We start from the raw sequence: 24,059 nt of genomic DNA on the forward strand, positions 1-24,059 counted from the left end.
CAAGTGGAAAACGTCTCGCGGTCGGCTGTGAGTTCCGTACAGGGTGGGGCATGCCCTCTCGCGCCCGCCCCTCTCGCTCGCCGCGCCGCGTAACCCTGTGACCTCCCCTCAACCCACCAGAGACAATGGACCCCGTGCGCTATCGCATCCTCGGCACCACCCAGGCACTTCGCCCCGACGGCAGCCCCGTTCCTGTCGGCGGGGCGCGGTTGCGTGCTCTGCTGACCGTGCTCGCGTTGCGGGGTGGCCGTACCGTGCCCGCGGGGCTGCTGGTCGACGAGGTGTGGGACGGGGATCCGCCCGCCGATGCCACGGGGGCGTTGCAGGCCCTGGTCGGGCGGCTGCGGCGGGTGCTCGGGGCGGCTGCGGTCGTGTCGGAGGAGGGCGGGTACCGGCTAGCTGCCTCGGCCGACGACATCGACCTGCACCGGTTCGAGCGGCTCGTCGGCGAAGGTACGCGCGCGCTCGCCGACCGCGACCCCGCCAAGGCGGCCGTCGCCCTCGACGACGCCCTCGGCCTGTGGCACGGCCCTGCCCTCGCCGACCTCCCCGACCGCACAGCCGAGTCGGCCCGCTGGGAGGCCCGGCGGCTCGACGCCCTCCGCGCCCGGCACACCGCCGCCCTCGCCCTCGGCCACGCCGCGCAGTCCCTGCCCGAACTGACCGCTCTGTGCGACACCCACCCCCTGGACGAACCCCTCCAGGCCCTGCGCCTGCGCGCCCTGCGCGACGCGGGGCGCACGGCGCAGGCGCTGGCTGCCTACGAGGACGTACGACAGCTCCTGGCAGAGCAGCTCGGGACGGATCCGGGGCCGGAACTGCGGGCGCTGCACGGGGAGTTGTTGAGCGCGGGAGACAGTCCCGCCGTGGCCGCACCCGCCCCTGCCGTTACGGTCGCCGACGACGCCCGTACCTCCGAGTCCCGCGCCCGCGGCAACCTCCGCGCCCGCCTCACCTCCTTCGTCGGCCGGGAGTCCGACATCGAGGCCATCCGTGATGACCTCGCGACCGCCCGGCTCGTCACCCTGCTCGGCCCCGGTGGGGCCGGGAAGACGCGGTTGTCGCAGGAGGCCGCCGAGAGTGTGCGGGACGTCGTCCGGGACGGGGTGTGGCTGGCCGAGCTCGCGCCCGTCGACGACCCGGACGCCGTACCGGAGGCCGTACTCACCGCCGTCGGCGCCCGCGAGACCGTGCTGTACGGCGCCGGGGCCGAGGCCATGCGGGCCGGATCCGACCGGCACGACGACCCCGTCGAGCGGCTCGCCGAGCACTGCGGCAAGCGGCGCATGCTGCTGATCCTCGACAACTGCGAACATGTCGTCGACGCCACCGCCCGGCTCGTCGAGGAGCTGCTGGAACGCTGCCCGGAGCTGACGGTACTGGCCACCAGTCGCGAGCCCCTCGGCGTACCGGGGGAGTTGCTGCGGCCCGTGGAGCCGCTGCCGGAGCCGTACGCGCTGCGGCTGCTCGCCGACCGGGGCGCCGCCGCCCGGCCGGGGTTCCGGATCGAGGACGATCCGGAGGCCGCGGCCGAGATCTGCCGACGCCTCGACGGTCTCCCCCTCGCCATCGAACTCGCAGCCGCCCGGCTGCGGATGCTCACGCCCCGGCAGATCGCCGACCGGCTGGACGACCGTTTTCTGCTCCTCACCTCCGGCAGCCGTACCGTCCTGCCCCGTCAGCAGACGCTCCGGGCCGTCGTCGACTGGTCCTGGGAGCTGCTGGACGAGGGCGAACGGGACGTGCTGCGCCGGCTGTCCGTCTTCGCCGGCGGCTGTGACCTCGCCGCCGCGGAGGCGGTCTGCGGGCCGGGCACGCTCGAAGCGCTCGGCTCGCTCGTCGACAAGTCCCTTGTCGTGGCGGCCCCTTCGGGCGACGGCGACATGCGTTACCGGCTTCTGGAGACCGTCGCCGAGTACGCGCGCGATCGGCTCGACGAGTCCGGGCGGCGGGCGGCGGCCGAGCGCGCGCATCTGACGTACTACCGGGAACTCGCCCGTACCACCGACCCGTTGCTGCGCGGTCACGGTCAACTCGCCGCCATCGAACGCCTGGAGCGCGAGAGCGAGAACATCCGCGCCGCTCTGCACCACGCCGTCGCCGTGGGTGAGGAGCAGGAGGCGCTGTGCCTCGTACTGTCGATGGCCGGGTACTGGCTGATGCGTGACCTGCGCATCGTCGCCCGCAACTGGTGCCGTGAGGTCCAGGGCCTCGGTCCCGACCCGTTCAGCGAGCCCGTGCGGCCCGTCGTCCCGCTGTGGGAGCGCTGCACGGCCACCCCGCCGCCGTGGACCGGCGAGGTCCTCGACGAGGCCCGGCGCCAGATGCACCTGATCCATCTCGCTTGCATGGACACCGAGTTGGATGCTTGGCAGACACCCGAGGCGCAGGCGAAGCTGCGGGCCATCGCCGGGACGTACGAGCCCCGGCTGCCGCAGGCGTGCCGTTTCCCCGGCTCGCTGTGGTTCTACGCCGTCATGCTCACCGGTGACATGGAGCGGGTGCGGACGATCCTCAACGCCGCCGTCGACACCTGCCGTGGCGTGCCCGGATACGAGTGGGACCTCGCCGCCAATCTGCAGACGCGCGCCAACCTGCTCGCCAACCGCACCGAATGGGAGGGCGACGCCACCCACGACGCCGACGAGTCGCTGGAGATCTACCGCCGCCTCGGCGACCTGTGGGGCACCGCCGAGGCGCTCTCGGCGCGCGGTGAGGCGCACGAGCGCAGGGGCGAGTACGGCAGGGCCGCCGCCGACTACCAAGCGGCCATCGAAAGCGCCGAACTCCTCGGTGCCCACGCCCAGATGGCCGTGCTCACCGCCCGGCTCGGCGGCGCGCTGATCGAGGCGGGTGAGGCCGAACGCGGCGAGCGCCTGGTGCGCGAGGTGATCGACCAGAGCATGGGCGGCGGCTCCGGGCAGGCAGGGATCTTCGCCCGGCTCATCCTCGCGGGCGTGCTCAGCATCACCGACCGGATCCCCGAGGCGCGCGAGCAACTCCGGCTGCTGCGCGAGGAGTTCAAGATCGCCCACTTCATCATCTTCGACGCGTACATCCTCGGCTCCGAGGCCTGGCTGGACGCGGTCGACGGCCGCTACCCGGAGTCCCTGGACACGATCAGCCGCGCACTGGAACGCGCCGAGGACCCGCTGTCCGAGGCCATCGCCCCGCAGATGCGCTCCACGTATCTGATGACCGCCGCGTACGCCCTCGCTCGCATCGACGGCGGCCGCCGCGCCCGTGACGCCGCCCGCTGCCTCGGCGCCGCCGACGCGCTGCGGCCGTCCCGGCACGTCTCGTCGTACCAGGAGCGCGAGGTGTACCAGCGGGCGGTGGAGCGCACGCGCGCCGTTCTCGGCGACGAGGCGTACGAGGTGGCGTACGCGGAGGGCGGCGGCCTCTCCTCCGTGGAGGCCGCCGCCCTGATCTGACGCCCGCCGGCGCGGGGCCGGGTGCGTCGACGTCAGCTCTTCGTACGGAACTTGTGGATGGCGACCGGTGCCATGACCGCCGTGAGGCCGGCCGACCAGGCCAGGGTCATCCACACGTCGTGCGCGGCCGGGCCGCCCACCATCAGTCCGCGTGCCGCGTCCGCGAGCGAGGACAGCGGGTTGTAGTCGGTGAAGTTCTGCAGCCAGCCCGGCATCGACTGGGTCGGCGCGAAGATCGACGAGCCGAACTGCAGCGGCATCAGCACCAGGAAACCCATGGCCTGCACGGACTGCGCGTTCTTCATGATCACGCCGAGCGTCAGGAACACCCACATCAGGGCCGAGCCGAAGACGGCGGACAGCCCCACGGAGGCGAGCAGACCGGCCCAGTTGGTGATGTCGAAGCCCACCAGAACACCGACGATCATCAGGACCACGGTCGCGAACAGCATCCGCATCAGTTCCACCGCGATCTTGGCGAACAGCACCGAGCCGCGCCCGATCGGCAGGGACCGGAAGCGGTCCATGACACCGGTGTTGAAGTCCTGGTTGAAGCCGGTGCCGACCCCCTGGGCCATGTTCATGCCCATCATGGCCATCAGGCCGGGCACGACGTACTGCACGTACGCCTCCTGGCCGCCGCCGAGCGACTGCCCGATGGAGCCGCCGAAGACGTACACGAACAGCAGCGTGAAGATGACCGGGAACAAGATGGCGTCGAACATCGACTCGGGGTCCTGCCTGATCCACAGCAGGTTGCGGCGGATCAGGGCACCGGTGTGCCGCACATGGGCACGCGGGCTGATCCGCGCATCACCCTTTACGTCCTTTATGGCATCGGTGGTGGTGATCGTGGCGGCACTCATACGGTGACCTCTTCGCGGGCGTCGGTGGGCACGGCGTCCTGCGGGGCGCTCGCGCGGTGGCCGGTGAGGGACAGGAACACCTCGTCCAGGCTGGGCAGTTCGGTGGTGATGGAGGCGAGCGTGATGCCCCGCGCGGTGACGGCGCCGACGATGGCGGTGAGCTGCTCGTCGCTGAGGACCGGGACGAGGAGGGTTCCGGTCTCGGTGTCCACGGTGGTGGTCGCGAGCCCGGTGATGCCCAGCTCGTCCAGCGCGGCGGCGAGCGGGCGCAGCTCAAGCGGGTCGGCCGGGCGGATCCGCAGGGAGCGGCCGCCGACCTTCGCCTTCAGGTCGTCGATGGCGCCGTTGGCGATGACCTTGCCGCGGTCCACGACGGTCAGCTCGGAGGCGAGCTGCTCGGCCTCCTCCATGTACTGGGTGGTGAGCAGTACGGTCACGCCGTCGCCGACCATGCGCTTGACCTCCGTCCACACCTCGTTGCGGGTGCGGGGGTCGAGGCCGGTGGTCGGTTCGTCGAGATACAGCACGGTCGGCCGGCCCATCATCGACGCGGCGAGGTCCAGCCGGCGGCGCATACCGCCGGAGTACGTGGCTGCCGGGCGCTTCGCCGCCTCGGTGAGCGAGAACCGCTCCAACAACTCGTCCGCGCGGGTCCTTGCCTCTTTGCGGGACAGGTCGAGCAGGCGGCCGATCATGTAGAGGTTCTCCCAGCCGGGGAGCTTCTCGTCGACGGAGGCGTACTGGCCGGTGAGCCCTATCACTCGGCGCAGCTGGCGGGGCTGGCGTACGACGTCGTAGCCGGCGACGGTCGCCTGGCCGGAGTCGGGCTGGATCAGGGTGGACAGGATCCGTACGAGGGTGGTCTTGCCGGCGCCGTTCGGCCCGAGCACGCCCATGACGGTGCCCTCGCGTACGTCCAGGTCCACGCCGTCCAGTGCCTTGGTCTCGCCGTAGTGCTTGACCAGCCCCCGAACGGTGACCGCACTGCGTGCGCGGCCGTTGGGGTTGTTGTCGATTCGCGTCATGCCGCCACGGTGTCAGGGGGCACTGACAAACCGCCGACAGCCCGCCTACAGGGGGCTGTCGGCGGTTTGTCGACTACGGGGGAGGTGGGTTGAGGTGCGTATCTCGACTGCGGGTCCGTCGTAGGTGGGGTTCCTTTCCCCAGCCCCGCCCCTTCCCGGCTGTATCAATTTGCGGCTCCGCCGCGTGGGGGGCTGCGCCCCCAGGCCCCCGCCAGGAGGTGGGGTGACATGTCGTGTCGCGGTTGCGGGTGCGTCGTGGCTGATCGCGCCCACGCGGCGGAGCCGCAAATCGATACAGCCCCGCGCCCCTGAAAAGCCTGCGGCTGCCCGCGCCCCCAGAAAAGTCCGCACCCTGAGCAAGTCCGCACCCCGAAGATCCCGGCGCCCCGGACAAGCCCGGGCCCCGGGAAAGCCCGCACCCCCGCCCCGACGACCCGCACTTGCCCTCCGGCGGGAGGGGTCGTGGGCCGGTGCGTCGTATGCCCGTCGCTTAGGTCCGGTCTCGGAGAACCCGCACCCTGTACCAGCCCAGGGCCGTATGCCGCACCCAACCCACCACCCCCGTAGGCGCCCCGCCCAACCGACGGAGTCACTCGCGGGGAGCGCCATCCTGCCAGCGAGGGTCCGCTTCCCATTCCACGTTGCGCTCGCGAGCGCGTTCCATCGCTTGGGAGGCCTCGGCTCGGCTCGCGTACGGGCCGAAGCGGTCTTTGCCGGGGCACTCGGGGCCCTCTTCGACCTTCTTGTGCTCCAGGCAGTAGTACCACTCGCCCGGTTTGCCGACCGTGCGCTTCTTGAACAGGGCCATGGCTACGGCTCCTTTCGCCAGGGTCATCGTCCCCCAGCGGGCGCTGGTTAGACTCGCTGGCATGTCTGGCCAGTCGCTGCTCGTACCAGGGGAGCTCTCTCCCACTCGTCCCGTCCCGGGAAACATCAGGCGTCCCGAGTACGTGGGCAAGCCCGCCCCCACGCCGTACAAGGGTCCGGAAGTGCAGACCCCCGAGACGGTCGAGGCCATGCGGATCGCCGGGCGGATCGCCGCGCGGGCGCTGGCCGAGGCCGCGAAGAAGATCGCGCCGGGGGTGACGACGGACGAGCTGGACCGGGTCGCCCACGAGTACATGTGCGACCACGGGGCCTACCCGTCCACGCTCGGCTACCGCGGCTTTCCCAAGTCCTTGTGCACTTCACTCAACGAGGTGATCTGTCACGGCATTCCGGACTCCACGGTGCTGCGGGACGGCGACATCATCAACCTCGATGTGACGGCGTACATCGGCGGAGTGCACGGCGACAACAACGCCACGTATCTCGTGGGCGAGGTGGACGACGAGTCGCGGCTGCTCGTCGAGCGCACCCGTGAATCCCTGACCCGCGCCATCAAGGCCGTCAAGCCCGGCCGGCAGATCAACATCATCGGGCGGGTCATCGAGTCGTACGCGAAGAGGTTCGGCTACGGGGTCGTACGAGACTTCACGGGGCACGGGATCAACTCATCGTTCCACTCCGGGCTGATCGTTCCGCACTACGACAACCCGAACGCGACCACGGTCATGCAGCCCGGGATGACCTTCACCATCGAGCCGATGCTCACGCTGGGCTCGTACGAGTACGACATGTGGGACGACGGGTGGACGGTCGTGACGAAGGACCGCAAGCGGACGGCTCAGTTCGAGCACACGCTGGTCGTCACGGACAGCGGGGCCGAGGTCCTTACGCTGCCCTAGCCCGTCGCCCAGCCGCGTCACAGCGTCAGAGCCGCCCGCTCCCTCCCCCGGGAGCGGGCGGCTTTTCATGTGGGTCTGGCATGTGGGTGTGGTGGTGATTCGGGGTAGGGTTTTACCGACAGGACGTCGGGAAATCTGTTGACTTAGGTAAGCCTAACCATAGAAGATGAGCCCGGCTCTCGTCTCCTCTTCGGCCCGGAGGTCCACATGAACTCGTCGAGTACACCGTTCTCGACGCTCATCCGTACCGCGTCGCACGAGCTGCACGGGGAAGCGCACGACTCGACGTTCATGAGCGACCTGCTGGGCGGCAGGCTCGGCGTGGATGCGTACACGCGGTACACCGAGCAGCTGTGGTTCGTCTACCGGGCGATCGAGGAGAGCGGGCGCGAGCTGGCCGACAACCCCGTGGCGGGACCGTTCATCCGGCCCGAGCTGATGCGACAGGCCGCCCTGGAGCGGGATCTCGCGCATCTGCGGGGCGCGGGGTGGCGCGAGAGCATCACAGCACTGCCCGCCACGGAGGAGTACACGGCCCGCATCAAGGAGTGCGCGCGTACGTGGCCCGGTGGGTACGTCGCGCATCACTACACCCGCTACCTCGGCGACCTCTCCGGCGGGCAGGTCCTCAGGAGCAGGGCGGAGACGACGTGGGGCTTCGCGCGCAAGGGGGACGGGGTGCGCTTCTATGTCTTCGAGGACATCAGCAACCCCGCCGCGTTCAAGCGGACCTATCGCGAACTGCTCGACCAGGTCCTCGCCGATGACCTGGAGAAGCAGCGGATCATCGCGGAGTGCAGGCAGGCGTTCACGTTGAACATCGGGGTGCTTCGGGCGCTGAGTGAGGAGTTCCGAGTGAGTGCGTGAGCGCTCCGCTGGGTGCATGGTTCGTCGTCTGCGGGTCCGTGGGGCTGGTCGCGCCCACGCGGCGGAGCCGCAAATGTCACAGCCCCGCGCCCCTGAAGGGGCGCCCGTTCCGGGACGCGTCCACACAAAGAGGCCCCGTAGCCCTCAGCGCTCCAGGAACACCCTGCCGCCCACCTCGACCCACCCCTCCGGCTGCGGTGCCGTGAGGATCTGTGAACCCGCGCCCTGGGTGATGTTCAGGGCGCGGCCCAGTTGATGGGTGAGCAGTAGGGCCGCCGCGCCCGTCGCCTCGTCTTCCTCTATGCCGTCGCCGCGCCCCGGGAAGGCACGAGCGCGGACACGGCCCGCGGCCTCGTCCTGCCAGGCCCAGGCGTACAGCCACTCCCCCGGCGGAGGCACCTCCAGCCCGTCCACCTCGGCAGCCGACCCGTACCGGCGCAACGTACGCGCCGGAGCCCACTCCGGACGCGCCTCGATCCAGCTGAACTCGCCGTCGAGGCGTGCGCCCACCACGCCCGCCGGAGTGACGAGTTCGGGTACGTCGAGGAGCCAGGCCGTGCCGACGCAGGGGTAGCCGGCGAAGGGCAGTCGCGCGCTGGGTGCGTAGATGTCGATGACCCCACGCTCGGGGTCATCGACGAACACCGTCTCGCTGAAGCCGAGTTGGGCCGCGAAGGCCTGGCGGTCGTCGCGTTCCGGCATCCGGGTGCCGTCGCGTACGACCGCCAGGGTGTTGCCGTGTCCTCCGCGGGGTCCGCAGAAGACACGTAGCACGTCGTAGTCAGTCACGCGGGCATTCAAGCACCCACCCGCGGCCGGCTGTCGATCAGCCCTGCTCACCGGCCCTGCGGCGACGTACCGCGAAGACCACGCCCGCACCCGCCGCGACCGTCACGGCGGCCACCGCGCCGAGGGCGCCGGCCGGGACGGAGGAGCCGGTGGCGGCCAGGCCGCCGGTTACCCCGCCACCGGTGGTGCCGCCCGTGGTGGAGCCCGTCGTGCCCGCGCCCGTGCCGCCGCTCGTGCCCGAGCCGGTGCCGGGGGACGGGGTGGCGGAAGCGCCCGGGTCGTCGGTCGTCGGAAGTTCGGCGTCCGCCGACAGGGCCACCGAGAGGTCCAGCGGGTCGAGTTCCTCGCCGGCATCGTAGAAGCCGCCGAAGGCGTCCGATCCCGCCGCCGTGATCTTGGCGGTGATGTCCGACAGCGTGATGACGTCGTCCTCGGCGACCAGGTCCGCCGACCCCGGCTGAAGGTCGGCGAGGACCACGTCGTCGGACTTCTCGCCGAGGCTGTTCACGTCGGCGGTCAGCGTGCCGGAGTCGCCGTCGATCTTCGCCTTGAGGTCGCTGAGGGTGAGGTCGAGTCCGTACGTCCCGTTCTCCTCATGGCCCTTGAAGTTCACGGACCCCTTGAAGGCGGCGGAGAGGGTGTCGGCCTCGGTGTCGTACGTACCGGAGCCGTCGACGAAGGTGAAGGCCCCGTTGCCGGAGGCCTGCGTCGCGCCGCCGGAGACGGTGACCTCGCCCTTGGCGATGCTGCCCACGACGTACTCACGGAAGGACTGCTTCACGCCCCAGCCGAGGGTGCCGTCAGCGATGTCGCCCTTCGTGGGTGCGGTGGAGGGCGGGGTGTCCGCGGGCGGCGTGGTCGACGGCGACGTGGGGTTGCCGGCCGTGGGAGGCGTGGTCGGGTCCTCCGTGGGAGGCGTGGTCGGGTCTTCGGTGGGAGGCGTGGTCGGGTCCTCCGTGGGAGGCGTCGTCGTGCCCTTGTTCTCGACCGTCAGCGGGTCTCCGGCCGCCCCCGTGTAGCTGGCGCTGCCGAAGGTGTCCGCGGCCTCCTTCGTGAGCTTGGTCGCCATGTTCTTCATGTCGCGGGTGACGGTGACGTCGGCGAGCGGTACGTCCTGCGTCGTCGCGGCGCCCTTCGTCACGTCCGCGGTGATCACGGCGTCCTTGCTGTCGAACTTCACGTCGGACAGGGTGAGTTCGAAGCCGTGTGCCGTGGACTGGATCTTCAGGCTGCCCTTGAAGCCCAGGTCGACCGTGTGGGCCTGGTCGTCATAGGTGCCGGTGCCCTCCACGAAGGTGAACGCCCCGTTGCCCGTCGCCTGCTTCGCACCCTCCGCGGGCGTGAAGCTGCCGGCCGCCATGCCGGTCACGTAGGTGCGGTACGACTCCTTGATGCCCCACGTCAACTCGTAGTCCTTGAGCGGGACTTCGGCGGCGGATGCGGTCGTCGCGACCAGTGCGGTGGCGCCGAAGGCGAGCGCGGTCGCTATGGCGCCCGCGAGGGCTATGGGACGGCGGCGGTCGGCTGCCATGGTCTCGGGTCTCCTCATGAGTGTTCTCCTGTGTCGGCGTCGGACGCCGGTCGCGTACGACGCCCTCGTACGACCATGAAGGCGGCGCCCACCGCGAGCAGCGAACCCACCGCGAGGCCGATCGGCAGCACGGGCACGTCCGAACTGCTCGACGTGGCCTCGGTCTTGGGCTCCGCGGACTCCTGGGCCGCGTCGGCCTTCGGCGAGGCCTCGGGGGTGGCCGACTGTGCGCTGCCCAGGTCGGGCAGTGCGGGAAGCTGCGCGCTGTCGGTCAGGGCGACGGCGAGGGAGACGGGGTCCATCGCCGTGCCCGCCTTGTACATCCCGCCGAAGGCCTTCGCGCCCTCGGCGGTCAGCTTCGCGGGCGCCTCCGTCAGCGCGGCGAGGCCGTCCTCGGGCTTGAAGTCCTTGGCCTCGAAGGTGACCAGCGGGACCTTCTTCTCTTCCGGTTCGGGGCCCGTCACATCGGCGTAGAGCGTGCCCTTGCCGTCCGCGACGGCCGCCTTGACCGCACTGAGCCGCAGGTCAAGACCGTGTTCCCCGGTGAAGTGCACCGCTCCGGTGAACGACGCGTCGAGGGTCTGCTTCTTCTCGTCGTACGTCCCCGAACCCTCGGGGAAGCGGTAGAGCGCGCCACCGTCCTGAGCGCCGCCGCTGAGTTCCCATTCGCCCTTCGCGATGTTCCCGGTGACGTACTCGCGAAAGGTCCGGCGTACGCCCCAGTCGACGGCGCCGTCCTTGATGGCGCCCGAAGTGCCCTGCGTCTCCTCGGACTTGGGCTTCGACTTCGTCGGGGAGGGGATGGCGGACGGCTTCGCGGCGGAGGCCGCCCGCACGTCGGCGGAGAGGCTCACCGGGTCGAGGGCCGTGCCCGCTTCGTAGTACCCGGCAAAGGACTTGGCGCCCTCGGCGGTCAACGTGGCGGGCAGGTTGCTGAGTTGGACCGCGTTGCCGCCGCCCCTCATGTCGATCCCGCCGAGAGCGAGGGAGGCGAAGGGCACCTGTGAGGACGTCGTGACCCTGCCGGTGTCCCTGGCCTTGCTGACGATGTCGACGTGGAGCGTGCCGCTGTTGCCGGAGATACGGACCGTGGGGCGGCTGATCGTGAGGTCGAGCTGGTTGGTTCCGTCGTCCTTCTTGTGCCCGACGAAGTGGACTCCGCCGGAGAAGGAGGAGTTGAAGGCGCCCGAGGAACCGTCGTACGTCCCCGTCGCCGAGTGGAAGCGGAACTGGCTGGCGCCGGCCGTGGCCGCACCGCCCGTGAGGGAGAAACTCCCGTTCGCGATGGGCCCGGTGACGTAGCTCTGGAAGGACGACTTGATGCCCCAGTCGAGCCGGCCGCCCTGTACTGCGCGGCTCTCCGCGTGGGCGGCCTGGGCCGGGAGCAGGGCTCCGAGAACGGCGGCGCACAGCACGGTCATCAGGGCACGTAGGCGCGCGGGCATGGAAGGTCCTCCGGGTGCGGCAGCCGGTAGCGAGCAAAGGTAAGGCTAACCTAAGCTTGCGGGCCAGGTGCCGGAAGTGGACCGAGAGGAATGAAGAGGACCGTGCAACGCTTGCGCACAAGACTGGCGGGCGCACTGCTGTCCGCCCTCGCCCTCACCGTCGCCGGATGCTCAGGCTCCGCAGAAGGCTCGGGCACACCAACTGCCAAGGAACCAGGGCAGGTTGAGAAGGCCGCCAACCGGGTCGAGCCGATCGAGGACACCCCGAAGCCCCAACTGCCCGTCACCGTCCGCTCCGCCGACGGCAAGAGCATCACCGTCCGGAAAGCCGAGCGCGTCGTTCCGCTCTCCGGCAGCCTCAGCGAGATCGTCTTCACCCTCGGCCTCGGCAAGAGCGTCGTCGCCCGCGACATCACCGCCACCTTCGAGCAGGCGAAGAAGCTGCCGGTGGTCACCCGCAACCACGACGTCTCCGCCGAGAGCGTCCTGTCCCTCAAGCCCGACCTCGTGCTCGCCGAGTCGACCACCGGCCCCGACGAGGCCATGGACCAGATCCGCGACGCGGGCATCCCCATCCTGGTCGTCGCCCCGGCCAAAGGCCTGGACGACGTGGGCCCGCGGATCGAGGCGGTGGCCGACGCCCTCGGCGTACCGGCCGCCGGGGATGAGCTGGCGCAGCGCTCCGAACAGCGGATCGCCGCCGTGCGCAAGGAAGTTCCGGACGGCGACAAGCCGCGCGTCGCGTTCCTCTACCTCCGCGGCTCCGCCTCCGTCTATCTGATCGGCGGCAAGGGATCGGGCGCCACCTCGCTGCTCGAAGCGGCGGGAGCGGTGGACGCCGGGGCCGAGTCGGGCCTGGAAAAGGACTTCACGGCGATCACCACGGAGGCCCTCGCGCAGGCCGCGCCCGACGCGATCCTCGTGATGTCCAAGGGCCTCGAGTCCGTCGGCGGCATCGACGGGCTCGTGAAGATCCCCGGCATCGCACAGACCCCGGCCGGCATGGAGCGACGGGTCGTCTCGATCGAGGACGGCGTACTCCTCAACTACGGGCCGCGTACGGACGAGGTACTGAAGTCGCTGGTCGGCCAGTTGTACGGGGACGCCGAGTGACCGTGACGGACAAGGGGGCGGCACCCGGCGCCAAGACCCCGGCCCATGAGGCGCCGCCCGCCGGCGACCTCCCCGCAAGACCCCGCCGCGGCACGCCCTGGCTGCTCACCGCCGCCATGACCGCCCTCCTCGTCCTGCTCACCCTCACCTCCGCGGGGCTCGGCGCGTACGACATCTCCCCCGGCGACGTCCTCACCTCCATCGCCCACCGCGCGGGCCTCGGCGGCAGCGAACTCTCGCGCGTCCCCGAGTCCGTCCTGTGGAACGTCCGCTTCCCGCGCATCGTCCTCGCGCTGCTCATCGGCGCCTCGCTGGGCTGCGCGGGCGCGCTGATGCAGGGCGTGTTCGGCAACCCCCTCGCAGAACCGGGCGTCATCGGTGTCTCCTCGGGCGCGGCGGTCGGCGCGGTCGCCGCGATCTCGCTCGGCCTGAACTTCCTCGGCAACTGGACCATCCCGGCCTTCGCCTTCGTGACGGGCCTCGGCACGGTCCTGCTGGTGTACGCGATGTCGCGCTCGGGCGGGCGTACGGAGGTGGTGACGCTGATCCTCACGGGCATCGCGGTGAACGCCTTCACGGGCGCGCTGATCGGCCTGTTCATCTTCTTCGCCGACACGGCGGCGGTGAACCAGATCACCTTCTGGCAGCTCGGTTCGCTCTCCGCGGCGACCTGGCCGAAGGTGCTCGCGGTACTGCCGTGCGCGGCCCTCGGACTGGCCGTCGCGCCGTTGTACGCACGGAAGCTGGACCTCCTCTCGCTCGGTGAACGCCCGGCCCGGCACCTGGGCGTGGACGTCGAACGGCTGCGGATCGTCCTCGTCCTGGTCATCGCGCTGCTGACGGCCGCCGCGGTGTCGGTCTCCGGGATCATCGGCTTTGTGGGCCTGGTCATCCCGCATCTGCTGCGGATGGCGGCCGGTCCCGGCCACCGTTTCCTCCTGCCGGGCAGTGCGCTCGGCGGTGCGGTGGTCCTGCTCGCGGGCGATCTCGCGGCCCGTACGGTCGCCGAGCCCGCCGAGCTGCCGCTCGGGGTGCTGACCGCGCTGTTCGGCAGCCCGTTCTTCTTCTGGCTGCTGCGCAGGACCCGTCGCAGGCAAGGGGGTTGGGCATGAACGGCATGAAGTGGCTCCGGTTGCCCGGCGCGAGGCCCACGCCTCCCGCCGCCGTGCACCCCGGCGACGTACTCGCCGAGACCGAGGCCCTGCACGTACGGCTCGGCATCCGCGAGGTGCTGTCCGGCGTGGACGTCACGGCCCGCGCGGGCGAAGTACTGGCGCTGGTCGGTCCCAACGGGGCGGGAAAATCAACCCTGTTGAGTGCGCTGGCCGCCGATCTCCCGGCCGCGGCAGGGCTCGTACGAGTCCATGGTCGCCCGGCTGCCGACTGGTCGGCGCATGAACTCGCCCTGCGCCGGGCCGTGTTGCCGCAGTCCGCGACACTCTCCTTCCCGTTCGCGGTCGAGGAGGTCGTACGGATGGGCCGGGCGCCCTGGGCCGGTACTGCGCTGGAGGACGAGGACGACCCGGCGGTGGCCGCGGCGATGGCGGCGACCGAGACATTGGACTTCGCGGCCCGCCCCTTCTCGGCGCTCAGCGGCGGCGAGCGGGCCAGGGTCGCGCTCGCCCGCGTGCTCGCCCAGCGCACCTCGCTCCTGCTCCTCGACGAGCCGACCGCGGCCCTGGACCTGCGCCACCAGGAACTGGTGCTGTGCATCTGCCGGGAACGGGCCCTCGCCGGGAACGCGGTGGTCGTCGTACTGCACGATCTGGGGCTCGCGGCGGCGTACGCGCACCGGGTGGTGATCCTGTCCGCCGGGCGGGCTGTGGCCGACGGGCCGCCGGCCGAGATCTTCACGGACCGGCTGCTGTCGGACGTCTACCGGCAGCCGGTCGAGGTCTTCCCGCATCCGCGCAGCGGGGAGGTCCTCATTACTCCGCGACGGGGTTCTTGACCCGTCTTTGACCGTTTCGTGGGGTGCGGATTGAGCCACCGTGATGCGGCCGTGTCGGTACGTCATACATGAGAGCTGAATCACTGGACGGGCAGGGGGCACTGAGGTAAGCCTCAGATAAGTTAGGGCAGCCTCACCTCGGAGTCTTTGGCTCCTCTGTGCACTTCCCTTGAGTTTCCTTGGAGTCCGTATGCGCGCCGTCCGCCTCTCCGTCGTCAGCGCCGCCGCCACCGCGGCGGCGCTGACCGCCGTCACGGGCTGTACCGAGAAGAGCGACGCCACCGCGGGCGACGAGGGCGTCATCGCGGTGACCGCCACCGACACCAAGTGCGAGGTGTCCAAAAAGGAGTTCCCGGCCGGGCACGTCGAGATCGCCGTGGAGAACAAGGGCTCCAAGGTCACCGAGGTCTATCTGCTCTTCCCGGACGACCGGATCGTCACCGAGCGCGAGAACATCGGTCCCGGCACCAGCCAGAAGGTCACCGCCGAGGTGAAGGCGGGCGACTACCGGATCGCCTGCAAGCCGGGCATGAAGGGCAAGGGCATACGCCAGGACGTCACCGCCACGGGCGGCGGCAAGGTCGCCGAGCGCGACCCGCGCCTGGACAAGGCCGTCGCCGACTACCGGGCGTACGCGCAGCAGCAGGCCGACGAGACGCTGCCCAAGGCGAAGGTCTTCGCCGAGGCGGTCAAGGCCGGCGACATCGAGGGCGCGAAGAAGGCGTACGCCGACTCGCGCATCGGCTGGGAGCGCACCGAGCCGGTCGCCGAGTCCTTCGGTGACATCGACCCGAAGGTCGACCTGCGCGAGGACGGTCTGGAGGAGGGCCAGGACCTGGAGAAGGACTGGACCGGCTGGCACCGCCTGGAGCGCTCGCTCTGGCAGGACAAGAAGCTCACCGACCGCGACTCCGAGCTCGCCGACCAGCTGATCACGGACCTGACGGACTGGCAGAAGCGCGTCGGCAGGGCCGAGATCACCCCGACCTCGATGGGCAACGGCGCCAAGGAACTCCTCGACGAGGTCGCCACCGGCAAGGTCACCGGCGAGGAGGAGCGTTACTCGCACACCGACCTGGTCGACTTCAAAGCGAACGTCGAGGGCGCCGAGAAGTCGTACGAGCTGCTGAAGCCGGTCGCCTCGGAGAACGACGCGGCGCTGACGAAGGAGCTCGACACGCAGTTCGCGGCGCTGAACACGCTGCTGGACAAGTACCGCGCGGACAAGAACTCCTACGAGTTCACCTCGTACGACAAGGTCGGCAAGGCCGACCGCAAGGAGCTCTCGGACGCGGTGAACGCGCTCGCCGAGCCGCTGTCCAAGCTCGCCGCCGCCGTCGTGAAGTAAGAGGGCCCCTCGCCATGACGGACACCACGAACAGCACGGACACAACGAACACAACGGAAGCCACGGGCCAGACCGACGAGAGCGACGGGGCCGCCGAGGCACGGGACTCCAGCTCCCGTACTCCGTCCCGGCGTTCACTGATCGGCTGGGGCGGTGCCGGGCTCGCGCTCGGGGCCGCCGCGGCCGGCGGTGCGGTGGCGATGACCCGTACGGGCGACGACGCCGAGCCGACAGCGGCCGAGTCGGGCGCCGCGGTCGCCTTTCACGGCGTGCACCAGGCGGGCATCGCCACACCGGTGCAGGACCGGCTGCACTTCGCCGCCTTCGAGGTGAAGACCGAGGACCGGGCCGAGTTCGTCCAGCTGCTGAAGGACTGGACGGCCGCGGCGCGCCGGATGACCGCCGGGCAGGCGGTCGGCGAGGGCGCGTACGGCGGTCTGGCCGAGGCGCCGCCGGACGACACCGGTGAGGCGCTGGGCCTCAAGCCGTCGCGGCTGACGCTGACGATCGGCTTCGGGCCGTCCCTGTTCGGGAAGTTCGGGCTGGAGAGTGAGCGGCCCGAAGCCCTCGTGGACCTGCCGAAGTTCGCCGGCGACAACCTCGACAAGAACCGCAGCGGCGGCGATCTGTGCATCCAGGCCTGCGCGGACGATCCGCAGGTCGCCGTGCACGCGGTCCGCAACCTCGCCCGGATCGGCTTCGGCAAGGTCGTCGTCCGCTGGTCCCAACTGGGGTTCGGCAAGACCTCGTCGACGACTCCGGAGGAACAGACCCCCCGCAACCTCATGGGGTTCAAGGACGGCACCCGCAATATCGCGGGGACGGAGACGGACCGGCTCAAGAAGTTCGTGTGGGTGGACTCGGAGGGGCCGTCCTGGATGACCGGCGGCTCGTACCTGGTGGCGCGGCGCATCCGCATGAACGTCGAGACCTGGGACCGTACTTCGCTCCAGGAGCAGGAGGACATCTTCGGCCGCGACAAGGGCGAAGGCGCTCCGGTGGGCAAGGCGAAGGAGCGGGACGAGCCGTTCCTGAAGGCGATGAAGCCCGACGCGCATGTCCGGCTCGCGCACCCCGACTCCAACAACGGGGCGACACTCCTGCGCCGCGGCTACTCCTTCACCGACGGCACGGACGGGCTCGGCCGCCTGGACGCGGGGCTGTTCTTCCTCGCGTACCAGCGTGACGTGCGCCAGGGCTTCATCCCGGTGCAGCGCAGTCTGGCGATCGACCCGCTCAACGAGTACATCCAGCATGTGGGTTCGGCGATCTTCGCGATCCCGCCGGGCGTCCGGGACACGGGCGACTGGTGGGGGCGGGCGCTGTTCTCCGAGGAGGCGTAGACCGTGTTTGCCAACTACCTGATCGGGCTGCGCGAAGGGCTGGAAGCCAGCCTCGTCGTCTGCATCCTGATCGCCTACCTGGTGAAGACGGACCGCCGGGATGCTCTGAAGCCCATCTGGATCGGCATCGGCGTCGCCGTCGGCATCTCCCTCGGCTTCGGCTTCGCGCTCGAATTCGGCTCGCAGGAGCTGACGTTCAAGGCGCAGGAGGCGCTCGGCGGTTCGCTGTCGATCCTCGCGGTGGTCCTGGTGACGTGGATGGTCTTCTGGATGCGGCGTACGGCCCGTCATCTGAAGGCAGAGCTGCACGGCAAGTTGGACGCAGCGCTGCAGATGGGCACGGGCGCGCTGGTCGCGACCGCGTTCTTGGCGGTGGGCCGCGAAGGCCTGGAGACGGCGCTGTTCGTGTGGGCGTCGGTGCACGCGGCGAACGACGGGACACCACGCCCGCTGATCGGCGTGGCCCTGGGCCTGGCGACCGCGGTCGTCCTCGGCTGGCTGTTCTACCGCGGTGCCCTGCGCATCAACCTCGCCAAGTTCTTCACCTGGACGGGCGGCATGCTGGTGATCGTGGCCGCAGGCGTCCTCGCATATGGCTTCCACGACCTCCAGGAGGCCGAGTTCCTGCCCGGCCTGGCGAACAAGGCCTTCGACATCAGCACCACCATCCCGCCGGACAGCTGGTACGGGACGCTCCTGAAGGGCATCTTCAACTTCCAGCCCGACCCGACTGTCCTCCAAGTCATCGCGTGGTCCCTGTACTTGGTGCCGACGCTCGCCCTCTTCCTGTCACCGATGCGGCTCGGCGGCGGGCCGGTGAAGACGCCCGCTCCGGTGCGCGAGAAGGTCGAGGAGGCCTGAGGTCCGCCCTTGTACGTGATCCCGTTACGTGATCCCGTGTGCGGCGCGTTTCCCGGCCCCGATAAGGTTCGCCTCCGGGAAGGGGTAGGTGAGGACGAACCGATGAAGACGCCGCAGACACTTCGCAGGTGGGGCCGGCTGAGCACGTCGGCGGCAGCGGTCACCGTGCTGTCGGTGACGGCGAGCGGGTGCATGGTGGTGCACGGGGAGCGGGAGATCCTCCCGGGGGCCACGAAGACCGAGGCCGCACGTGCCCTCAAGGACTTCACGGCCGCCTACAACGACGCCAACGCGGCCAACGACCAGGCCCTGGACTCCGACCGGGTCACCGGCCCGCTCGCCGACATCGACGGCGCCAAGCTCAGGGCGGGCGCGAAGAACCAGCCGGGCGGCAATCCCGACTATGCGCCGCTGAAGCTGACGGACACCGAGTTCACCATCCCCGAGAAGGCGGGCTGGCCGCGCTGGTTCGTCGCCGACTCGAAGGCCAACAAGGGCGCCGACAACACCCGTTGGCTGATGGTCTTCACCCGGGGTGGCGCAAACGAGGTGTGGGAGGTGTCGTATCTGACGATCCTCGCCGCCGACGACGTACCGGAGTTCAAGAAGGACAAGGACGGCTGGGCCGAGCCGGTCACCGCGAACGCCGGGGATCTGGCCGTACCGCCGCAGGACCTGGCCGAGACGTACGCGACGTACCTGCAGGACGGCGGCGCCGCCTTCGCACCGGGCCCGCACACCTCCGCGTGGCGGGACGCCCGCCAGAAGAACGCGGAGAAGCCGGGCCTGGTCCGCCAGTACCTCGACGAGCCACTGACCTCCGGCGACTACGCCCCCCTCGGCCTGCGCACCACGGACGGCAGCGCCCTGGTCTTCTTCACCACCCGCCACTACGAGAAGCAGACGGCGGCCCAGGGCGTCCCCCTGAACGTCTCCGACGCGAACGTGAAGGCCCTGATGACGGGCGAGGCCAAGCAGTCGATCACGCTGGAGTCGGTGTCGAACCAGGCGGTACTGGACCCGGGGCCGGGCGCGGCGGATCAGAAGGTGGAGTTCTTGGCGAGGATTCAGGGGCTGACGGGGGCGAAGGGCGAGTAAAGGGCGCCCTTCGGAGCGTGGGGCGCGGTGAGGCGCAGGCTTTTGCTTTTAGGGGCGCGGGGCTGTGACATTTGCGGCTCCGCCGCGTGGGCGCGACCAGCCACAACGAACCCGCAGACGAATCACGCGCCCCGCGGAGCGGCTGGCGTCAGCCCCGAAGGGGCCACGCCGCCAACTGCTCAGGCTCAGCGCCGACGAACCGCGCACACTCGTCCGTGAGGAACTCAAGCAGCGTCAGCGGGTCCGGGAGCGGGTGTTCGGGTCCGCGTACCCAGGCGACCGTCAGGTCACCGGGAAGCTGCGCGGGCGGCACGAGGACGTACGACCCACGGCAGTGCCACCGCAGCCCGGGGTGCTCGTCCATCGTCTCGGGGTGGCAGTCCAGCTCGCAGGGCCACCACTCGTCCTCCTCCTCGGGCGTACCGCGGGTCGCCGTGAAGAAGAGCATCCGGTCGCCGCCGGACTCGGCGACGGGTCCGACGTCGATGCCGGAGGCGAGCAGCCGCTCCAGGGCCTTGCGGCCGGCGTCCAGGGGTACGTCGAGTACGTCGTGGACCATGCCCGTCGCGGTGATGAAGTTGGCCTGCGGCTGGTGCCGGGCCCAGCGCTCGATCTGCGCGCGGTCGGTCGTGGACTGGGTCTGCCAGGCGAACGACACGGGATGCCGGGCGGGGGTGGGACAGCCGACGCGGTCGCAGGAGCACCGGTAGCCGGAAGGGTGGGCGGCGGGCGCGAGCGGCAGCCCGGCGCGGGCGGCGGCGAGGAGCAGATCCTCACGGCTGGTGTCGTCGGCGGCGTCGGTCATCGAGGGACGTCGGCGCCCGCGCAGCCACTGGGAGATCCTGCCCTGCCCGCCCGAACGGCGGCCGAACTCTGCGCTCATCTATCCCTCGCCTCGCTGTTGTGCGGACAGCGTGTTGCGGACAGCATGCCTCATGCTCCCACCATCGTGCGGCACGGGGTGCCGAAGCACCCGTCCTGGGGTGGGTGGGGCGATGCGTACGCGACACAGGGATCGGGTGCTATCGCGCACTTTGAAGGCATTTACGTACCTCATTTACGTGCCTTCAGTGTCACCCTGGTCACAATCGGAGCTCAACGCGCCGCTCAGCGTGCCGATCAGTGCGGCGCGCAGTGCATCGCTCAGCGCGGGGCGAGGCCGTGGAGGGCGTAGTCGACGAGTGTGTCCGTGTACTCGTACGTGATGGGGCCCGTGTACTGGAGCCAGCGCTGGGCGAGCGGCGAGACGAAGAGCTCCAAGGCGATGCGCGGGTCGATTTCGGGGCGTACGGCGCCCTGGTCCTGGGCGGAGCGCAGGCGCTTCACGTACAGCTGGAGCTGGGGTTCGAGGAGCTTGCCGACGAACTCCCTGCCGAGCTGCTCGTTGACGACCCCTTCGGCTGCCAGCGCGCGCGAGGGGACCTCGAACTTGGGGTCGAGCAGCTCATCGACGGTGGCCCGCAGGACCTGCTTGAGGTCGGCCTCCAGATCGCCGGTATCCGGGATCTCGTACTCGGCCGCTTCCCCGATGACCTCGGGCCGGTGCGCAGCCTCCGCCGCCTGGGCACTCAGGTCGATGAACGCCTCGAGCAGGACGTCGGCCTTCGATGACCACCACCGGTAGATCGTCTGCTTGCCGACGCCGGCGCGGGCGGCGATGCCCTCGATGGTGGTCTTCGGATAGCCGACCTCGCTGACGAGGGCGAGGGCGGCGTCGTAGATGGCACGCCGGGATCGCTCGCTGCGGCGGGTGGAGTCGGGGGCGGGCTTCGTCCGGGACGGAGGCTGGGCCTGGGGCTGCTGGGTGGATTTCTGGACCATGGGCGCAATTTATCAGGTTGACAAGACGGTTCGTCTCGCCTGACAGTGGGGAAGCTTTAGCGAGACGGCTCGACTCGTCTCGACAAGCCTTCCCGCACCCATGACCAAGGAGCCCAAGATGGCCCGATCCGGATCCGGAAACATGCTCGGAGTAGGCGGCACCCGCAGCAAGCTGAGCCGCAAGGCACTGCGCGGCGGCGACCGTGGCGCCCGAACCGGCGGACGACTCGACCCGCAGGCCCAGAAACGGGAGCTGCTGCGCAAGCTCCAAGAAGAACGCGCGGCACGGAACGCCTCCGAGAAGGAGACGACTTGACCTGACTTCGTGAACGTGTGACGCCGGGAGGCCGGAGCTACGCGCCCGCAGGGGGCCACGCGTCGCCCCAGTCCGTGTTGCGGGCCGCCCGGTAGAGCGGACCATGGCGCTTCGTCACCGTCTCACGGTGCAGGTACTCCTCGGTCTCGCAGAGGTCGAGGAGGACTTGGCCCTTGCGGATCTGGGGCTTGCGGATGACGCGGGAGGGGGCCGGGGTGACCGGGAAGCGGGCGGCGGCTACGTAGCTGAACTTCTCGTCCTCGTAGGGCAGGGAGCCGCCCTTGACCTGCCGGTGCAGGGAGGAACGGCTGACCCGGGCCGAGAAGTGGCACCAGTCCTGGCCGGGGGCGATGGGGCAGGTCGCGCTGTGGGGGCAGGGGGCCGCGATGTGGAAGCCGGCGTCGATGAGGCGGTCGCGGGCCTCGATGACGCGGGTGTAGCCGTCGGGGGTGCCGGGCTCGACGATCACGACGGCCTGGCCGGAGGCTGCGGCGGTGTCGACGACGGCGGCGCGGTCGTCCTCGGTCAGCTCGCCGAGGACGTACGAGACAGTCACGAGATCAGTGCTCTCGATCGTGAGCGCCGCTCCGATACGAGAGCGCTGCCACTCGGCGGCTTTCAACTCCGGGTTGGCGGCGGCGATTTCGCGCCCGAGCGCCAGCGCGGGCTCGGCCCAGTCGAGCACGGTGACCGCCCTCTCCCCCGCCCAGGTGGCGTTGACGGCCCAGGTCGCCGCCCCGGTCCCGCCGCCGACGTCCACATGACTACCGGGCACCCACCCGGGCACCGCCTCCGCGAAGGCCTCCAGCGCCGAGCACACCGCCTCGAACGTCGCCGGCATCCGGTACGCCGCATACGCGACCACATCGGAACGATCCCGCAACACCGGTGCGTCCGTCGGCGTCCGTCCCCGATAGTTCGTGATCAGCCGCTCGACCGCCTGAGCGGCCCTCTTCGGCGGCAATCCGTCGACCAGCCCGGCCAGGGCGGTGCGCAGGGAGTCATCAGGGGACAGTGGGACGTTCACACGGTGATTCTAAGGTTGAGGGCACTACGACGACCGAGAACAGTCCGGGAAGGACCGACACATGATCATCTTTGGCACCAAGGGATACCTCTACCAGCTCGCGATACTGACGTTCATGTGCGGCAGCTGCGGCAACCCCGCGGCGCACACACTCAAGAAGCGCGTCACGAAGTTCACGCTGTTCTTCGTGCCGCTGTTCCCGTTCTCGACGAAGTACATGACGCAGTGCACCTTCTGCGGCGCGGAGATGAAGATCACCAAGGAGCAGGCGGAGCAACTGCAGGCACAGGGCACGAACGGGCCCGGCGGCCAGGCATATGGACAGGGGCAGCCCCAACAGCAGCAGCCGTACCAGTCCTGAGGAGCCGAAGAAGCCGAAGGAGCCGAGCGGACTCGGACAGACCGCTCAGCCTTCCTCGCCCTTCAGCAGGTCCGCATAACCCCGCGCCCGCTCTGACGCGTTGCGGTGCCAGTCGGACAGGGTGCGGTGTTCTTCCGCGAGGGAGGGTTCGGCGGTGGCGAGCTGGTCGTAGATGGTGGCTATCTCGTCGTGGACCGCGGCGATGGCGAGGCGGTTGGTGCGTACCGCTTTCGCGTGGCCGCGGTGGGCGGCGATCACCAGGGGGTCGCCGGTGGGTGAGGCCGCGGGACCCTGGGCATGCAGGGTGCCGTACTCGTCGTTGAGCTTCGTGGCCCGCGCGTCCAGGTCCATGCGGCGGGTGTGCAGGGCCAGGCCGCGGGTGCGCAGGCTGGCCTCGTAGGCGTGGGAGCCGGGAAAGCGGACCGCGTCCAGGCCTGAGGTGACCGCGTGCGGACGGTCCGGGCGCAGGGCGGCGTAGCGGGCGTCCGCTTCCGCCGCCACTTCGAGTGTCTTCAGATCCGGCGGGAGGGCGCTGCGCCCGGTGGCCGCCCAGGCGTGGACGTCGCGGTACCACTTCTCGTGGGCGGACTGCCGGGTGATGCCGGCGGCCTCGCCGATCTGGTACCAGGTGGTGCCGCGTTCGCGTTCGGCGACCACCGCCTCGCGTACCACGTCCTCCGTACGGCGCTGGAGCCGCAGCGCGGTGCGCAGCAGGTCGCCGGGCTCCGGGTCCGGCTCGACCGGTACGGCATCCAGGACGGCGTCGGCCAGTTGACGGAGGGTCAGGGCCAGGGCGACTCGGGACTCGTCCCGGGGCGACAGCCTGTGGAGCTCGGGTGCGGCCGGAGCGGAGGACGCGTCCGCGGCATCGTTCATGCCGTCAGGCTAACCCTGACATCTCGCTGCTGAGAGGGAGTTGGCGCGGCCCCGGCCTCTCAGCTCAGGAGCACCGCTCACTGGTCAGAGCATGGTTCGCGCACAAGAGCACCGCTCACCGAAAAGAGCGCCGATCACACTCGAGAGCGCCGCTTCCCTCAGAGCTCCTCTCCCCCGGAGCTGTTGCGCGAAATTGTGACACTTACACATGTAAGTGTCACAATTTCGCGCAACAGCCCTGCCCCCCACCCCTCACATCC

The 24,059-nt window shown here is 70.2% G+C and carries 22 protein-coding genes; 12 read left to right on the forward strand and 10 right to left on the reverse strand.

Features of this window, described 5'->3' with window-relative positions; genetic code table 11:
- Window positions 1–125: 125 nt before the first annotated feature.
- Window positions 126–3,434, forward strand: a complete 3,309-nt coding sequence (locus OP79_RS33565) for an AfsR/SARP family transcriptional regulator (protein ID WP_033325569.1) — start codon at window positions 126–128, stop codon at window positions 3,432–3,434.
- Window positions 3,435–3,466: 32 nt separating this feature from the next.
- Here OP79_RS33565 and OP79_RS33570 read toward each other — a convergent pair whose 3' ends face one another.
- The 3 genes from OP79_RS33570 to OP79_RS33580 all read right to left on the reverse strand — a co-directional run bounded on the left by OP79_RS33570 (window position 3,467) and on the right by OP79_RS33580 (window position 6,133).
- Complete coding sequence (locus tag OP79_RS33570; protein ID WP_033325571.1) at window positions 3,467–4,300, reverse strand: ABC transporter permease; 834 nt, start codon at window positions 4,298–4,300, stop codon at window positions 3,467–3,469.
- On the reverse strand, window positions 4,297–5,325 hold the full coding sequence (locus tag OP79_RS33575) for an ATP-binding cassette domain-containing protein (protein ID WP_033325573.1): 1,029 nt from the start codon (window positions 5,323–5,325) through the stop codon (window positions 4,297–4,299). The genes OP79_RS33570 and OP79_RS33575 overlap by 4 nt, the downstream gene beginning before the upstream one ends.
- A gap of 589 nt (window positions 5,326–5,914) precedes the next feature.
- The gene (locus OP79_RS33580; protein WP_033325574.1) at window positions 5,915–6,133 is read right to left on the reverse strand and encodes a hypothetical protein; all 219 of its coding nucleotides are present in this window, start codon (window positions 6,131–6,133) and stop codon (window positions 5,915–5,917) included.
- Window positions 6,134–6,194: 61 nt separating this feature from the next.
- Here OP79_RS33580 and map point away from each other — a divergent pair, with 61 nt between their 5' ends.
- Both map and OP79_RS33590 read left to right on the forward strand, forming a co-directional pair.
- Window positions 6,195–7,052: a type I methionyl aminopeptidase gene (gene map / locus OP79_RS33585; protein ID WP_033325575.1), complete on the forward strand. Its 858-nt coding sequence runs from the start codon at window positions 6,195–6,197 to the stop codon at window positions 7,050–7,052.
- Window positions 7,053–7,259: 207 nt separating this feature from the next.
- Window positions 7,260–7,919, forward strand: coding sequence for a biliverdin-producing heme oxygenase (locus OP79_RS33590; RefSeq protein WP_033325577.1), 660 nt, complete (start codon window positions 7,260–7,262; stop codon window positions 7,917–7,919).
- A 144-nt stretch (window positions 7,920–8,063) separates the two neighbouring features.
- Here OP79_RS33590 and OP79_RS33595 read toward each other — a convergent pair whose 3' ends face one another.
- From OP79_RS33595 to OP79_RS33605, 3 genes are read right to left on the reverse strand one after another with little or no spacing between them, the layout of a single operon-like run.
- Complete coding sequence (locus OP79_RS33595; protein ID WP_033325579.1) at window positions 8,064–8,708, reverse strand: PhzF family phenazine biosynthesis protein; 645 nt, start codon at window positions 8,706–8,708, stop codon at window positions 8,064–8,066.
- A gap of 37 nt (window positions 8,709–8,745) precedes the next feature.
- Window positions 8,746–10,239 (reverse strand): HtaA domain-containing protein, encoded by a 1,494-nt coding sequence (locus OP79_RS33600; protein WP_033325580.1) that lies wholly within the window; start codon window positions 10,237–10,239, stop codon window positions 8,746–8,748.
- 14 nt (window positions 10,240–10,253) lie between these two features.
- Window positions 10,254–11,684, reverse strand: coding sequence for an HtaA domain-containing protein (locus OP79_RS33605; protein ID WP_033325582.1), 1,431 nt, complete (start codon window positions 11,682–11,684; stop codon window positions 10,254–10,256).
- A gap of 90 nt (window positions 11,685–11,774) precedes the next feature.
- Between OP79_RS33605 and OP79_RS33610 the strand changes: the two genes are divergently transcribed.
- From OP79_RS33610 to OP79_RS33640, 7 genes are all read left to right on the forward strand, one after another.
- A complete protein-coding gene (locus OP79_RS33610) occupies window positions 11,775–12,797 on the forward strand; it encodes a heme/hemin ABC transporter substrate-binding protein (protein WP_033325583.1) in 1,023 nt (340 codons plus the stop codon).
- On the forward strand, window positions 12,794–13,909 hold the full coding sequence (locus OP79_RS33615) for a FecCD family ABC transporter permease (RefSeq protein ID WP_051745111.1): 1,116 nt from the start codon (window positions 12,794–12,796) through the stop codon (window positions 13,907–13,909). The genes OP79_RS33610 and OP79_RS33615 overlap by 4 nt, the downstream gene beginning before the upstream one ends.
- On the forward strand, window positions 13,906–14,748 hold the full coding sequence (locus OP79_RS33620; RefSeq protein WP_106972539.1) for a heme ABC transporter ATP-binding protein: 843 nt from the start codon (window positions 13,906–13,908) through the stop codon (window positions 14,746–14,748). The genes OP79_RS33615 and OP79_RS33620 overlap by 4 nt, the downstream gene beginning before the upstream one ends.
- Before the next feature lie 190 nt (window positions 14,749–14,938).
- On the forward strand, window positions 14,939–16,096 hold the full coding sequence (efeO, locus tag OP79_RS33625; RefSeq protein ID WP_033325584.1) for an iron uptake system protein EfeO: 1,158 nt from the start codon (window positions 14,939–14,941) through the stop codon (window positions 16,094–16,096).
- A gap of 14 nt (window positions 16,097–16,110) precedes the next feature.
- The gene (efeB, locus tag OP79_RS33630; protein ID WP_033325585.1) at window positions 16,111–17,439 is read left to right on the forward strand and encodes an iron uptake transporter deferrochelatase/peroxidase subunit; all 1,329 of its coding nucleotides are present in this window, start codon (window positions 16,111–16,113) and stop codon (window positions 17,437–17,439) included.
- Window positions 17,440–17,442: 3 nt separating this feature from the next.
- Complete coding sequence (efeU, locus tag OP79_RS33635; protein ID WP_033325587.1) at window positions 17,443–18,300, forward strand: iron uptake transporter permease EfeU; 858 nt, start codon at window positions 17,443–17,445, stop codon at window positions 18,298–18,300.
- Window positions 18,301–18,402: 102 nt separating this feature from the next.
- Window positions 18,403–19,398, forward strand: a complete 996-nt coding sequence (locus tag OP79_RS33640) for an SCO2278 family lipoprotein (RefSeq protein ID WP_033325589.1) — start codon at window positions 18,403–18,405, stop codon at window positions 19,396–19,398.
- Window positions 19,399–19,546: 148 nt separating this feature from the next.
- Here OP79_RS33640 and OP79_RS33645 read toward each other — a convergent pair whose 3' ends face one another.
- Both OP79_RS33645 and OP79_RS33650 read right to left on the reverse strand, forming a co-directional pair.
- A complete protein-coding gene (locus tag OP79_RS33645; protein ID WP_033325591.1) occupies window positions 19,547–20,281 on the reverse strand; it encodes a bifunctional DNA primase/polymerase in 735 nt (244 codons plus the stop codon).
- Between the two features lie 260 nt (window positions 20,282–20,541).
- Window positions 20,542–21,219 carry a TetR/AcrR family transcriptional regulator gene (locus tag OP79_RS33650; protein WP_033325593.1) on the reverse strand — a complete coding sequence of 226 codons (678 nt, stop codon included), beginning with the start codon at window positions 21,217–21,219 and terminating at the stop codon, window positions 20,542–20,544.
- A 118-nt stretch (window positions 21,220–21,337) separates the two neighbouring features.
- Here OP79_RS33650 and OP79_RS33655 point away from each other — a divergent pair, with 118 nt between their 5' ends.
- Window positions 21,338–21,535 carry a DUF6243 family protein gene (locus OP79_RS33655; RefSeq protein ID WP_033325594.1) on the forward strand — a complete coding sequence of 66 codons (198 nt, stop codon included), beginning with the start codon at window positions 21,338–21,340 and terminating at the stop codon, window positions 21,533–21,535.
- Between the two features lie 37 nt (window positions 21,536–21,572).
- On the opposite strand, the gene OP79_RS33660 is transcribed toward OP79_RS33655, so the two are convergent.
- On the reverse strand, window positions 21,573–22,562 hold the full coding sequence (locus OP79_RS33660; RefSeq protein ID WP_033325595.1) for a small ribosomal subunit Rsm22 family protein: 990 nt from the start codon (window positions 22,560–22,562) through the stop codon (window positions 21,573–21,575).
- A 61-nt stretch (window positions 22,563–22,623) separates the two neighbouring features.
- Here OP79_RS33660 and OP79_RS33665 point away from each other — a divergent pair, with 61 nt between their 5' ends.
- Complete coding sequence (locus OP79_RS33665) at window positions 22,624–22,923, forward strand: zinc-ribbon domain-containing protein (RefSeq protein WP_033325596.1); 300 nt, start codon at window positions 22,624–22,626, stop codon at window positions 22,921–22,923.
- Window positions 22,924–22,968: 45 nt separating this feature from the next.
- Here the strand turns inward: OP79_RS33665 and OP79_RS56510 are convergent, their stop codons facing one another.
- The gene (locus OP79_RS56510; RefSeq protein WP_063742051.1) at window positions 22,969–23,799 is read right to left on the reverse strand and encodes a hypothetical protein; all 831 of its coding nucleotides are present in this window, start codon (window positions 23,797–23,799) and stop codon (window positions 22,969–22,971) included.
- Window positions 23,800–24,059: the final 260 nt, after the last annotated feature.

This window comes from Streptomyces yerevanensis (assembly GCF_000716805.1).
Lineage (GTDB): Bacteria > Actinomycetota > Actinomycetes > Streptomycetales > Streptomycetaceae > Streptomyces > Streptomyces flaveus.

Excerpts from the sequence above, each read along its gene's own strand:
- OP79_RS33565 (WP_033325569.1), top strand. The coding sequence starts at position 126 with ATGGACCCCGTGCGCTATCGCATCCTCGGCACCACCCAGGCACTTCGC.
- OP79_RS33570 (WP_033325571.1), bottom strand. The coding sequence starts at position 4,300 with ATGAGTGCCGCCACGATCACCACCACCGATGCCATAAAGGACGTAAAG.
- OP79_RS33575 (WP_033325573.1), bottom strand. The coding sequence starts at position 5,325 with ATGACGCGAATCGACAACAACCCCAACGGCCGCGCACGCAGTGCGGTC.
- OP79_RS33580 (WP_033325574.1), bottom strand. The coding sequence starts at position 6,133 with ATGGCCCTGTTCAAGAAGCGCACGGTCGGCAAACCGGGCGAGTGGTAC.
- map (WP_033325575.1), top strand. The coding sequence starts at position 6,195 with ATGTCTGGCCAGTCGCTGCTCGTACCAGGGGAGCTCTCTCCCACTCGT.
- OP79_RS33590 (WP_033325577.1), top strand. The coding sequence starts at position 7,260 with ATGAACTCGTCGAGTACACCGTTCTCGACGCTCATCCGTACCGCGTCG.
- OP79_RS33600 (WP_033325580.1), bottom strand. The coding sequence starts at position 10,239 with ATGGCAGCCGACCGCCGCCGTCCCATAGCCCTCGCGGGCGCCATAGCG.
- OP79_RS33605 (WP_033325582.1), bottom strand. The coding sequence starts at position 11,684 with ATGCCCGCGCGCCTACGTGCCCTGATGACCGTGCTGTGCGCCGCCGTT.
- OP79_RS33610 (WP_033325583.1), top strand. The coding sequence starts at position 11,775 with ATGAAGAGGACCGTGCAACGCTTGCGCACAAGACTGGCGGGCGCACTG.
- OP79_RS33620 (WP_106972539.1), top strand. The coding sequence starts at position 13,906 with ATGAACGGCATGAAGTGGCTCCGGTTGCCCGGCGCGAGGCCCACGCCT.
- efeO (WP_033325584.1), top strand. The coding sequence starts at position 14,939 with ATGCGCGCCGTCCGCCTCTCCGTCGTCAGCGCCGCCGCCACCGCGGCG.
- efeB (WP_033325585.1), top strand. The coding sequence starts at position 16,111 with ATGACGGACACCACGAACAGCACGGACACAACGAACACAACGGAAGCC.
- OP79_RS33640 (WP_033325589.1), top strand. The coding sequence starts at position 18,403 with ATGAAGACGCCGCAGACACTTCGCAGGTGGGGCCGGCTGAGCACGTCG.
- OP79_RS33645 (WP_033325591.1), bottom strand. The coding sequence starts at position 20,281 with ATGAGCGCAGAGTTCGGCCGCCGTTCGGGCGGGCAGGGCAGGATCTCC.
- OP79_RS33650 (WP_033325593.1), bottom strand. The coding sequence starts at position 21,219 with ATGGTCCAGAAATCCACCCAGCAGCCCCAGGCCCAGCCTCCGTCCCGG.
- OP79_RS33655 (WP_033325594.1), top strand. The coding sequence starts at position 21,338 with ATGGCCCGATCCGGATCCGGAAACATGCTCGGAGTAGGCGGCACCCGC.
- OP79_RS33665 (WP_033325596.1), top strand. The coding sequence starts at position 22,624 with ATGATCATCTTTGGCACCAAGGGATACCTCTACCAGCTCGCGATACTG.
- OP79_RS56510 (WP_063742051.1), bottom strand. The coding sequence starts at position 23,799 with ATGAACGATGCCGCGGACGCGTCCTCCGCTCCGGCCGCACCCGAGCTC.